This window comes from Sphingobium algorifonticola, from assembly GCF_004005485.1.
Taxonomy (GTDB): Bacteria; Pseudomonadota; Alphaproteobacteria; order Sphingomonadales; family Sphingomonadaceae; genus Sphingobium; species Sphingobium algorifonticola.
The window spans coordinates 221,175-233,556 of the sequence record NZ_RZUL01000004.1; the positions used below are offsets into that span (position 1 = coordinate 221,175).

The 12,382-nt window shown below is 65.4% G+C and carries 9 protein-coding genes; 4 read left to right on the forward strand and 5 right to left on the reverse strand.

Annotation, left to right across the window (positions count from 1 at the left end):
- The first annotated feature begins 82 nt into the window (after positions 1 to 82).
- Genes ENE74_RS13190 through ENE74_RS13200 form a run of 3 tightly spaced genes read left to right on the forward strand, consistent with a single transcriptional unit; the run spans position 83 to position 5,398 of the window.
- Entirely contained in the window at positions 83 to 2,050 is a 1,968-nt protein-coding gene (locus ENE74_RS13190) for a serine hydrolase domain-containing protein (RefSeq protein WP_206517713.1), read from the forward strand.
- 19 nt (positions 2,051 to 2,069) lie between these two features.
- Positions 2,070 to 3,794 (forward strand): N-acyl-D-amino-acid deacylase family protein, encoded by a 1,725-nt coding sequence (locus ENE74_RS13195; RefSeq protein ID WP_241241991.1) that lies wholly within the window; start codon positions 2,070 to 2,072, stop codon positions 3,792 to 3,794.
- Complete coding sequence (locus ENE74_RS13200; RefSeq protein WP_164847474.1) at positions 3,791 to 5,398, forward strand: class I adenylate-forming enzyme family protein; 1,608 nt, start codon at positions 3,791 to 3,793, stop codon at positions 5,396 to 5,398. The genes ENE74_RS13195 and ENE74_RS13200 overlap by 4 nt, the downstream gene beginning before the upstream one ends.
- Here the strand turns inward: ENE74_RS13200 and ENE74_RS13205 are convergent.
- On the reverse strand, positions 5,395 to 6,531 hold the full coding sequence (locus ENE74_RS13205) for an alpha/beta hydrolase (RefSeq protein ID WP_164847475.1): 1,137 nt from the start codon (positions 6,529 to 6,531) through the stop codon (positions 5,395 to 5,397). The genes ENE74_RS13200 and ENE74_RS13205 overlap by 4 nt on opposite strands.
- Before the next feature lie 218 nt (positions 6,532 to 6,749).
- On the opposite strand from ENE74_RS13205, the gene ENE74_RS13210 reads away from it, so the two are divergent.
- Complete coding sequence (locus ENE74_RS13210; protein WP_127691380.1) at positions 6,750 to 7,364, forward strand: TetR/AcrR family transcriptional regulator; 615 nt, start codon at positions 6,750 to 6,752, stop codon at positions 7,362 to 7,364.
- A gap of 122 nt (positions 7,365 to 7,486) precedes the next feature.
- On the opposite strand, the gene ENE74_RS13215 is transcribed toward ENE74_RS13210, so the two are convergent.
- Genes ENE74_RS13215 through ENE74_RS13230 form a run of 4 tightly spaced genes read right to left on the reverse strand, consistent with a single transcriptional unit; the run spans position 7,487 to position 12,301 of the window.
- Positions 7,487 to 7,987 carry an aminomethyltransferase family protein gene (locus ENE74_RS13215; RefSeq protein ID WP_127691381.1) on the reverse strand — a complete coding sequence of 167 codons (501 nt, stop codon included), beginning with the start codon at positions 7,985 to 7,987 and terminating at the stop codon, positions 7,487 to 7,489.
- Positions 7,971 to 10,766, reverse strand: a complete 2,796-nt coding sequence (locus tag ENE74_RS13220) for a 2Fe-2S iron-sulfur cluster-binding protein (protein ID WP_127691382.1) — start codon at positions 10,764 to 10,766, stop codon at positions 7,971 to 7,973. Before ENE74_RS13220 ends, ENE74_RS13215 begins: the two co-directional genes overlap by 17 nt.
- A complete protein-coding gene (locus tag ENE74_RS13225; protein ID WP_127691383.1) occupies positions 10,763 to 11,035 on the reverse strand; it encodes a sarcosine oxidase subunit delta in 273 nt (90 codons plus the stop codon). The genes ENE74_RS13220 and ENE74_RS13225 overlap by 4 nt, the downstream gene beginning before the upstream one ends.
- A gap of 15 nt (positions 11,036 to 11,050) precedes the next feature.
- The gene (locus ENE74_RS13230) at positions 11,051 to 12,301 is read right to left on the reverse strand and encodes a sarcosine oxidase subunit beta family protein (RefSeq protein ID WP_206517718.1); all 1,251 of its coding nucleotides are present in this window, start codon (positions 12,299 to 12,301) and stop codon (positions 11,051 to 11,053) included.
- Positions 12,302 to 12,382 lie beyond the last annotated feature (81 nt).

The following is a 12,382-nucleotide window of genomic DNA, read 5'->3' on the forward strand; positions in this document are numbered from 1 at the left end:
ATAGGCCCAGTTTTAATATTTAAGGGGATGCACGGTGCTGTTGCGACTGACTTTCGGGGTGGGCGTCCTCCTGGCATCATCGGTGGCCGCTGCCCAGGAGGCACCGCCTGCGGTGCCCGCCGCCGATGCCGCCGCCACCCCCACAACCGCCATCGTCAAGCGACTGACTGATGGCAGCTTCACCGTACCGCCGGGTTGGCGGATGGAAGATCGCGACGGACTGGTCGTGATGGTCAGTCCAGAGGGCGATGCCCGAGTCGCGCTGGTCGATGTCGGGCCCGCCACCGATGCCGCTGCGGCACAGGAAAAGGCGTGGCGCGCTTATCGCCGCGACGCGCCGCCACCGCTCCAACGCACCGTTGCCGGTGCCGCGCGGGCCGGATGGGACGAGGTCGTTTCCGTCGTCTATGATACCCCGCCCGGCGATGCGATGCTCCGCCACGCCGTCGCGCATCGCAAGGCCGGGCGATGGACGGTGCTGCTGATCGACGCACAAAGCGCCGCTGCCGAAAAGCGCGGCGCTGCGGTTCGGCTAATGATGCAGACGCTGCGGACTCATGATTTCACCGAGGAAAGTTTCGCGGGGCGGCAGGCGCATCGGCTCGATTCGGGGCGGATCGCGGCGCTGACAGGCTTTGTACAGACGGCGATGGCCGAACTGCACGTCCCTGGCGCGAGCCTGGCCTTGATCGACCAGGGCAAGGTGGTCTTTGAGGGCGGTTTCGGCGTGCGCGAGGTCGGGAAGCCCGATCCAGTCGATGCGCATACCCGCTTCATGATTGGATCGAACACCAAGGCGCTGACCACCTTGCTCCTGGCCAAGATGGTCGATGCGGGCAAGCTGGGCTGGGACGATAAGGTCACCAAGGTCTATCCTGACTTCCGCCTGGGCAGCGCCGAAACAACCGACAAGGTGCTGGTGCGCCATCTGGTGTGCGCGTGCACCGGCCTGCCGCGTAAGGACGTCACCTGGATTCTTAATACCCCGCTTGGCACACCCGCCTCCGCCTCGTTCAGGGAACTGGCGACGACCGAGCCGACCACCGGCTTTGGCGAAGTGTTCCAGTACAATAATCTGATGGCATCGGCCGCCGGCTTCATCGCCGGGCATGCCGCCTATCCGAAGCTGGAGATTGGCGCGGCGTTCGACCGGGCGATGCAGACCTATGTCTTCGACCCGCTCGAAATGCGCGAGAGCACCTTTGATTACACCCGTGCGCGTGCCCGCGATTCTGCCAGCCCCCATGCCTATGACCGCGCCGGAAACGCCGCCATTGCCCCGGCCGATGCGGGCTTCAACAATTCGATCATTCCCTATCGCCCCGGGGGGGCGCTCTGGTCGTCGGCGCATGACATGATCCGCTATGTCGGGGTAGAATTGTCCGCAGGCGCGCTGCCCAGCGGTGGCAGGCTGATGGCGGCCGAGCACCTGCTGGAACGGCGCAAGCCCATCGTGTCGATCGGCGCAAACCATGATTATGGCATGGGACTGATGATCGACCGTCAATGGGGCGTGCCGATCGTCCATCACGGCGGCAGCACAGCGGGGTTCAAGGCGGAGTTCGCCGTGTTGCCCGACGCGGGTGTTGGTGCTGTGCTGCTGACCAATTCGGACTACGGGCAATATATGCTGCGTCAGTTTCTGCGTCGACTGGTCGAAGTGGTCTATGACGGACAGCCGCTGGCGGAGCAGGAGCTGAAGGTTGCCGCGGCGACTGCCCGTAACGGTTTTCTCGCCGAACAGGCCCGCCTGACCGTACCAGCCGATCCAGTCGAGGCGGCTAAGCTGGCCGACCATTATGTCAGCCCCGATCTTGGCGCGCTTCACGTCACGCGCGACGCCGACGGGCTGCGATTCGCCTTTGCCAGCTTCACCTCGCGCATGGCCTCGCGCCGCAACAGCGACGGCACATTTTCGTTCGTTGTGATCGACGCTGGAGCCGAGGGCTTCGAACTGCTCGCAGGGGAGCGTGAAGGGCGTCGCGTGCTGACCATCCGCGCGGGCCAGCATGACTATATCTTTACCGAAGCCGCCGCGACGGCGCGTTGATCAACTTGGGAGACGGCCTGTGAAATTCCGCCACGCCTGCGCGTTCGTCGTTGCCGCCGCCGCTGTCACTGGCAGCGTGTCGGCCGGGGACAGCAACACGCCAGCCTATGACCTGTTGATCCGGAACGGCACCATCTACGACGGGTCGGGGGGCAAGCCCTATACCGGCGAGATCGCGATCAAAGGTGATCGCATCGTCTATGTAGGGCCGCGTGCACCGGGCCGCCCCACGAAGGTGGTCAACGCGGGCGGTAAGGCAGTCACGCCGGGCTTCGTCAACATGCTCAGTCACAGTCAGGAGGCGTTCTTCGTAGACAGTCGCGTGGTCAGCGACATCAACCAGGGCGTGACATTGAACGTCATGGGCGAAGGCTGGTCGATGGGGCCGCTCACCCCGAAGTTGCGCGAGGCCGCGCTGAAGGACCAGGGCGACATCCAATATCTGATCGAATGGACGACATTGGACGAGTTCCTGCGCACCGTCGAAAAACGCGGCGTGGCCACCAACGTCGCCAGCTTCATCGGCGCGACCACCGTTCGCCTGGCGGTGCTGGGCGAAGGTGATGTCGATCCGTCTCCGGCGCAACTCGAAGAGATGCGCGGCCTCGTCGCCCAAGCGATGCGCGACGGCGCAATGGGCGTCGGATCGTCGCTGATCTATCCGCCCGCAGGCTATGCCGAGACACCCGAGCTGATCGCGCTGACGACCGAAGCGGGCCGGTGCGGCGGCATGTATATCAGCCATATGCGATCGGAAGGCGATCGGATCGAGCAGGCGGTGGACGAGCTGATCGAGATCGCTCGGAAATCGGGTGCGGGCGCGGAAATCTATCACCTTAAATTCGCGGGCAAGGACAATTGGGGCAAGTTCGCGAGCGTCATTGCCAAGATCGAGGCGGCGCGCGCAGAGGGGCTGCGCATCACCACCGATATGTATACCTACGATGCCGGTGCCACGGGCTTGACCGCAACATTGCCGCTGTGGGTGCAGGCCGACGGCGCGGAGGCGATGGCGAAGCGGCTGCGCGATCCAGCGACGCGAGCGCGCGTGATCGCCGATATGCGCGCGAAGGACGCCGGCTATGAAAATCTGCTGCGGCTGACCGGCGGCACCGGCGACAACATCCTGCTCATCGGCTTCAAGTCGGAGGCGCTGCGCCCGCTGATCGGCAAGACCCTCGCCGAGGCGGCGCGTGCCCGCGGCGTCAGCGTCGAGGAAGCGGCGATGGACCTGATCGTCGAGGATGGCAGCCGCGTGGATGCTGCCTTCCGCATCATGTCGGAGGACAATATCCGCAAGGCGGTGCAGCTTCCCTATATGAGCTTCGGATCGGATGCGCCAGGGCAGGCCGCGGAGGGCGTGTTCCTGAAATCGAGCACGCACCCGCGCACCTATGGCAACGTAGCCCGCCTGCTTGGCCGCTATGTCCGCGACGAAAAGCTGATCCCGCTTGAGGAAGCGGTGCGGCGACTCACTTCGCTGCCTGCCGCCAACCTGCGGCTGCGCGACCGCGGCCTTCTGAAGGCTGGCTATTTCGCCGATGTCGTGCTGTTCGATCCGACCACTATCCAGGATCATGCCACCTATGAGCGGCCGCACCAATATTCGACAGGGGTGGATAGTGTCTGGGTGAACGGAGTCGCCGTGCTGAAGGACGGCAAGCCGACGGGCGCGGCAGCCGGGCGAGTCGTACGTGGTCCCGGATGGACCGGCTGGCCCGACGGCGGTGCCTGTCCGAAATGACCGGCACGCCGCCGCCCCTCGCCAAGATCAGTGACTATGTCGCATGGTATGCTGAAGCCACGCCGGCTGCCGAGGCATTGGTCTTGGGGGATCGCCGGCTTAGCTACGCCGACCTTGACGCCGCAGTAGACGCGCTGTCCCGCGCACTGATCGCCGCAGGCGTCCAACCCGGCGATCGTGTCGCGACACTCCAGACGCCGTCCCCCGATTACCTGATCGCCTTTCTGGCGACGAGCGCGATCGGCGCGATCTGGATGGGCTTGAACCCCAAATATCGCGCGGCCGAACTGGACTATGTCGTCAGTGACGCTCGCCCCTGCATACTGCTGACCCGCCTGCACGTCGGCGCGCGCGACTATCAACCGGAAATCGCCGCGATGCGCGCTGCGTCACCCGAACTGAGGCAGGTAGTCGCGTTCGATGGCGCTACCACGGGTGACATCATCGGCTATGATGCCTTCATCGCCGACGGCCGCGCCGTTAGCGACACCGAAATCGCTGCGCGCCGCGCCGCAGCAGGTGGCCGCCAGCCATGCCTGATCGTCTATACCTCCGGCTCCACCGGCCGACCCAAGGGCGCGGTGCTGCATCATGAGGGCATCGTTCGCTTCAGCATCGAACAGAACCGGCTCTGGCCCGTCGCGCCCTATCGCAGCCTCAACTTCCTGCCGATCAACCATGTCGGATGCACCGTCGATCTGGCGACGCCCTGCCTCGTCGCCGGGGGCGCGATGATCTTCATGGAACAGTTTGATGCGGCGGAATCGGTTCGCATCATCGCCCGCGAACGGATCAGCTTCATCGCTTCGGTGCCAAGCGTCTTCGCGCTCCAGATCGCAACGCCGGAATGGGCGGTGACCGATTTTTCGAGCGTTCAGCTGATGGTGTGGGAGGGCGCGGCCATCTCCGCCGACGTCCTTCTTCAATTGGCCGCCAAATGCGCCCGGCTCGCGACAAATTATGGCATGACCGAGACGACCAGCGCCATCACCGCGCTCGCTCCGATCACGCTTGCCCCCGCTGACGACCCGGACGTGCTGCTCAGTTCGGTCGGCCACCCTTTTCCCGGCGTTGAGGTGTGCCTCGCGGATGAGACGGGTGCGGCGGTCCCCGATGGCGCGGTGGGTGAGATCCATGCGCGCTCACCGCTCAACTTCCTTCATTACTGGAACCGCCCGGAGGACACCGCCGCCGCGTTTACGCCGGACGGCTTTTTTCGCACCGGCGATCTGGCCGAACGGCGCGCGGACGGGCGGCTTCGGATCGTTGGTCGATTGAAGGACATGTTCAAGTCTGGAGGCTACAACGTCTACCCGCGTGAAGTGGAGGAAGTGATCGAAAGCCATCCTGCCGTCGCGCTGGCGGCGGTGGTACCGATGCCCGATCCACTTTGGCAGGAAGCGGGCGTCGCCTTCGTCGTGCCCCGGCCGGGCATGGCGACAACACCGGACGAGATTATCGTCTGGTGCCGCGATCGGTTGGCGAACTACAAAGTCCCCAAACAGTGTGCGGTCCGCGAAGCCTTGCCGCTGCTGCCGATCGGCAAGATAGACAAGGTCGCGCTGCGCGATGAGGCCGCCGGGTCCACCGTTGACTCAAGCTAGCGCGGCGGCGGGCAGGTCGTGGCCCCCTCCGGCACGTCGCCCCGCACCGCAGGCAGCACGTCGTTTACCAGCGTGACCAAGGTCCGACCCGGTTCCTCAAGCAGGACGATATGCGCGGAGTGGGGAAACTCGACGAACTTCTTGTAAGGCGCGCACAGCTTGTCGAAATAGGCGCGCGCCAGAGTGATCGGCGTCTGCCAGTCGTGGCGACCGCTGATCATGACGAGCGGGACCGCAAGGCGCGTGCCAATGTCCTTTTCGGCGGTCCAGTCGTCAATCGACAGGTTGATCTCCTTGTCCTTCGCGGCGCGTCCGCCTGGAAAGGGTGCAGTCGGCTTTTCGACCGGATGATCCACCAGGTTTGGCGATACCGAGATTCCGGCAAGGATGCGCGCACCAAGCGCCGCCGGCTCCCGCGCGCTATGCCACGAATGGCCCTGGCGCAGATTTTCTGTCTGAACAACTCGCAACCACGCGAGCCAGCGGTCCCAGTCGTCAATGCTCGGCATGGGCCCCAGATCACTGAGCTTGCGCTCAAGCGCCGTGTCCCCGCGCGCACGAGCATCCTCAATCAGGAGCCGCCGGGTCTCCACGAAATTCTGTTTTTCATCCACCACCTGCCCGACCGAAACGACCGCGTGGACCAGATCCGGCCGTCGCCGTGCTATCTCAAGCGCAAGCACCGTGCCCCAGGACTGGCCCATGACAATCACCTTCGCCTGCCCCAGATCGCGCCGGAGCAGGTCAATCAGCGCGATCGTGTCGGCGACATATTGTTCCTTGTTGATCGTGCCGACGAGGCGCACTCCATCGACCTCCGACCGCCCGAAGCCGCGCTGGTCCCAATGGACAACCGTGAAATAATCCTCCCACGGCCGCTGGAACATATAGGACCAGTCGGAGATGACACTGCCCGGCCCGCCGTGGAGATAGAGGAGGATCGGCGCGCGGCGATCTTGTCCCCTGATTGTGATCCATTGGCGGGCACCCCCCAAGGACACATATTTCGCTTCATCAATGCCGTTGGCAGAAACGATCTTGCCCAGTTCGCGGTTCATGGTCTGGATGGCGCCGAGCGGGCTTTCGGGCGACGCTCCCTGCGCGAAGGCGGCAGATGTGGCGGAACCGAGCATCAGCAAGGCGATGGCCTTACCCCGACCATTTAGCTTGCGACGTTTCGTCAAATTCACGAGTCACCTCTTCGTTATCTGTTACCCATTCGCCCAAAGCCGCCGGGGCCGATCGACGCTGAAGCGCGCATCTCGCAGGCTGCGCCTGTCTGAGATTCCGCTTCCATCCTTTGCCAAGCCCCACTTGACGGCGTGTTCGATCTGCCCGAATTGGCGGGGGTATGACCCGATCCCGCACAAGCCCGGCCGCCCCCAAGACTGAGCAGAGCAAAGGCAACGCCACTCGCGGCACGCGACTCGACCGCGAAGACTGGATCCTCGCGGCGCGTCGCGCGCTTGTTGAAGGCGGCGTCGCTGCGGTGAAGATCGTCCCGCTGGCCAAGGCGCTCAACATCACCAGCGGCAGCTTCTATTGGCATTTTGCCGACCAGCCGGCACTGCTGGCGGCGCTGCTGGCCGACTGGGAAGTATCGAACACCCGCGCCTTCATCGAGGCGGCAGCGGGGGACATCGATCCGCACAAGAAATTCGAGCGCGTTGTCGAGGTCTGGCTGGGCGAGATCGATTTCGATCCGCGATATGACAGCGCAGTGCGGGACTGGGCGCGCGCCTCGCCGATGGTCGAGGCGGCCGTGCGGCGCATCGATGATATGCGGCTCGAAATCCTGCACGGCATCTTTCTTGAGATGGGCCATGCCGATCCCGAGGCGATGGTTCGCGCGCGGATCGCCTATTATCATCAGGTCGGCTATTATGCGATGCGGATGCGCGAGCCGAAAACGGTCCGCAAAGCGTTGCGACCAGTTTATATCAAGCTGCTGACCGGGCACGCATAGCGTCGCCCGTTGCTCGCCCAGCGTCAGCATCTCTCCTCGAGATGGATGAGGCCTTGGTACCATCGCGATGCTGTCCATGGGCAAGGCCATGGTCCGGCCGCATCGGGGGCGATGGTATACGCTCATTCCGCCGCCGCATCGAGCCAGCGCCGGATATGCCGATCGTACATCCGGTCGAAGATCATCCTGGTGCCCCAGCTCATGCCCGCGAACAGGACGGCGATGCCCGCGACACGCGTGCGCGCCGCCCGTCCCAGCGCGAATGAGGCTTGCGGCAGGCCGGTGAGCTGGCTGACCAGGCCCCCGGCCTCGCCCAGATCGAGGATGACGAGCCCGTCGCCGATCGCCGACCAATAGCACGCGCCCTGCGCCTGTTGCGCGGCCAGCCGGGCAACAATGGCACCTTCCTCCGCCGGGCGCGCCAGCAACAGCCATTCGTCCGGCCCGATCCAGATCGCATCCTCCGTCGCGCCGCCCGTCGCAGGCAGGCCGAGATCGACGGCGAGCGTCCTGCCTCGCTTCGTTGCCTTCAATCGGATAGCGGACAGGCCGTGACGTGGCGTCACGCGGATCGAGGTGCCCGACCAGTCAAGCGATGCCATCATGTCAGCTGTGTCCGTCATTGAGCCGCTGACCCTCCCGGTCGAAGAACACCGGTTCGACAATCGTCGCGCGGTGCCGGATGCCCATGTCGTACAGTGTGACCGTCTCGCCCAAGCGGGCGCGGCCTGCGCGGATGAGGGCAAGAGCGATCGGTCGGCCTAGCGCCGGGCTATCGACGCTGGAGGTGACATGTCCATCGGACACGCCCGGCACGCCGCCTTCCCGCAGCACATGTGCGCCGACTGCCAGCCTGGGTCCATCCGTCAACAGGCCGACAAGCTGAAGCCGGTCTGGCCGGACCGCATCGGGACGGTCTAGCGACCGGCGACCGATGAAATCCGATCCCTTTCGTGCGACCCCGCCCGCCATGCCGAGATCGTCGGGCAGTGTCGTGCCGTCGGTATCGACGCCGATCGCGAGATACCCCTTCTCGATCCTCAGGATCATGATCGCCTCGACCCCGATCGGCGTCAGGCCGAAGGGGGCACCCTTTGCGGCGATCGCGGTCGCCAGCCCAGAGGCCGCGCCGGCGGCGACGCTGATTTCATAGCTCGCCTCGCCGGTGAAGCTCGCGCGCAGGACGCGCGCCGGCAACCCGGCCACCCGCCCCTCGCGAAACCGCATGTGCGGGAAGTCGGCAAGGTCAATGTCGGTGCCGAGTGCCGCGAGCAGATCGCGCGCGCTGGGTCCGCTCACCGTCAACGTCGCCCATTGGCTGCCGACGTTCATGACGACGACATCGAGGTCACGCCATTCACATTGCAGCCATTCATCCAGCATCGCGGCGATGCGGTCGGCCCCGCCGCTGGTGGTGTGGACCAGATAGCGGTCATCGGCCAGGCGGACAAAGACGCCGTCATCGATAACCACGCCATTCTCGTTGAGCATCAGGCCATAGCGCGCGCGACCCGGCCGCAGGGTGGACGCGGTGCCCACATAGACGCGGTCCAGGAAGCGCGCGGCATCCGGGCCGCTCACCTCGATCTTCCCCAGCGGCGATCCGTCGAACAGCGCCGCTCCGGTCCGTGCTGCCCGCGCTTCCCGCGCTGCTGCCGCCTCCAGCGTCTCGCCGACATGCGGATAGGCGGATGGCCGCCACCAGCCACCATGTTCCTCAAACAATGCGCCGCGCGCGACATGCCAGTCATGGGCAGGAAGATGCCGCAGCGGGCGAAACAACGGCCCGACCAGAGGCCCGGCCAGCGCACCCAGCGCGATCGGGGAATAGGGTGGGCGGAACTTCGTCGTGCCGACCTTTCCGGGCGCGCGTCCGGTGAGCGCACCGGCAATGGCGAGCCCGTTGACGTTGGAGGTCTTGCCCTGATCCACCCCCATGCCAAGCGTCGTGTAACGCTTGAGATGCTCGACCGAGACATAGTTTTCGCGCATCGCGATGGCGATGTCGTGTGCGGTCACGTCATTGGCGAAATCGACGAACTTCTTGCCGCGTCCGGGCACTTCCCACAGCGGTTCGATCGCCAGTGTGCCGAGCGCACCCGCGGCGCCACCGACTGCCGTGACCGGCTGCACCGCCTCGCCGGGGACGAAGCCCTGGATCTCTTCGCAGAAGCGCAGCTTGCCGCCGGATTGCGAGAATAGATGGACGATGGGCGACCAGCCGCCCGACATGCCGATCAGGTCGCAGGGCAGGGTCTCGCTGATGCGCCCCGCGCGATCGGCCACGATAGCGGCACGCACATGGCGTACGCCTTTCGTGGCGGAAACGACACGGTCGTGCAGGATGCGGACGCCGGGCGCGGATGCGGCAGAGGCGGGTCGGGAATCGACCAGCGTCACCTCGGCGCCCGCCACCGCCAGCGCGGCCGCTGCGTCATAGGCGCTGTCATTGTTGGTGAAGATCACCGCACGGCGGCCGGGCAGCACCGCGAACCGGCCGACCAAGGCCTGCGCGGCGGAAGCGAGCATCACGCCGGGGCGATCATTGCCGGCAAAGACCAGTGGACGCTCGATCGCGCCGCTGGCCAGGATGACGCGACCCGCACGCAGCTTCCACAGCCGCTGGCGCGCGCCGTGATCGGCGAGATACTCGACCGCTGCCAAGGCGTTATGGTCGTAATAGCCGAACACCTGCGTGCGGCTCAGGATCGTGACATTTGGCAGCGCGCGCAACTCCGCCTCCGCCGCCGTGGCCGCTTCCGCCGCGTCACTGCCGCCCCGCCACAGGGCGGAGCCGCCGATCGCGAAATCCGCCTCCGCCAAGATGGTGCGTGCGCCGGTCCGCGCGCCATCGAGCGCAGCGGTCAGGCCCGCCGGGCCTGCGCCGACGACCAGCAGGTCGCAATCGGCATAAGCGTGGACATAGCGATCCAGGTCACGCCCCTCGGGCGCGGTGCCCAGCCCCGCCGCGCGGCGGATCGCGCCCTCGAACAGGTGCCAGTTAGGCCACATAAAGGTCTTGTAGTAAAAGCCCGCGATCAGCAGCGGTGCCGCGATCTGATGGACAGCGCGGAGGTCGTGGCGCGGGCTTGGGCGGCAGTTGATGCTGAAGGCCTCCAGCCCGTCGCGCAGCACGACTTCCCCGGCTTTCAGATTGGGCTCGACCTGATCGCCTGTCGCGACCCTGACCAACGCGTTGGCGTCCTCCTGGCCGATGCCTACAAAACCGCGCGGCCGATGATATTTGAAGCTGCGGCCAACCAGGTGCACGCCGTTGGCCAGCAGCGCGGACGCGAGCGTGTCGCCGGAATGGCCGGTGAAGTCCCTGCCGTCGAAGCGGAAGCGCAGCATGCGCGTCCGATCGATCAGACCGCCGTTGGCGAGCCGCAAAACTTGGGTCATGGTGTCGTTGGCCTTGGTGCGCCCATCGGGTAAACCGTCTTGATTTCGTGGCTTACCGTGTCGCGTGCGACGTTGAACCATGCACCACAGCCGAAGCGATGGTGCCACCGTTCGAAGGTAACCCCGCGCGGATTATCCCGCACGAACAGATAGTCCGCCCAGGTTTCGTCCGATGCTTCGACGCCGGGGCGCTCGATATGGCTTTCGCCGCCGCATGAAAACTCGGTCTCGTCGCGGGGGCCGCAATGGGGGCAGGTCAAGGAAAGCATTGTCGCCTCGTCTGCTCAGTGCGCGATGCCGGACGCGGCAGCTTCGTCGATCAGCGCGCCACTCGTGAACCGGTCCAGCCCGAAGCCGGTCGCCAGCGGATGCGACTCGTTCTTTGCCAGCAAATGGGCAAAGCACCATCCGCCCGCCGGAATCGCCTTGAACCCGCCCGTCCCCCAGCCGCAGTTGAGGAACACGCCCGGCACCGGCGAGCGGCCGAGTATCGGCGTCGAATCGTGCACCACATCGACGACGCCGGCCCATTGCCGCAGCATCCGTAAGCGCGAGAAGGAAGGGAACAGGGTGATGAGGCCAGCGATCACCTGCTCGGCGGTCGGCAGGTTGCCGCGCTGCGCATAGGAGGCATAGAGATCCAGACCGCCGCCGATGACCAGTTCGCCTTTGTCCGACTGGCTGACATATATGCCAGCGGAGGGGGACAACACGACCGTATCGAGCAACGGCTTGATCGGCTCCGACACCATCGCCTGCAAGGCATAGGACTGGACCGGCAGGCGAAAGCCCAGCGTTCGTGCGAGCACGCTGGAGTGTCCAGCGACCGCCAGCCCGACCCTACCCACGCCGATCAAGCCCAGGCTGGTTTTGACCGCGCGTACCCCGTCCGCACCGATGTCGAATCCCGTCACCTCGCAATTCTGGATGATGTCGACCCCCAGCGCGTCGGCGGCCCGGGCGTAGCCCCAAGCGACCGCGTCGTGGCGCGCGGTGCCCGCCCGTGGTTGCGTGAAGCCGCCGAGCACCGGCAGCCGTGCGTCAGGCGCGTAGTCGAGCCGCGGAACCAGCCGACGAACGTCTTCGCGAGTCAACAGGTCGCTGTCGATGCCGTTGATGCGCATCGCGTTGGCCCAGCGGCGCTGGGCGTCGATATCATGCCGGCTGTGCGCCAGCGTCACCATGCCGCGCTGGCTCAACATGATGTTGAAGTTCAGTTCACGCGACAGGCCTTCGTACAGCTTGAGCGAGTGATCGTAGAATCTGGCGCTTTCCGGAAACAGGTAATTGGATCGCACCACCGTTGTATTGCGGCCGGTGTTCCCGCCGCCGATCCAGCCCTTTTCGAAAACCGCGACGTTGCGCACGCCGTGGTTTTTGGCGAGATAGTAAGCGGTTGCCAGCCCATGCCCGCCGCCGCCGACGATCACGACGTCATAGGCTGGCTTCGGCTGCGGCGATCGCCACGCCTGCGGCCATGCACGATGGCCGCGCAGCGCATGCCCGGCGAGTGAGAGGAACGAATACCGCTGCATCATCAGTTTTGTCAGCAACACCTTGCGCTGCCGACATCTCCGGCAGTGGGGAAAATGGTGTCGATGCAGGCGCTGGCTAGT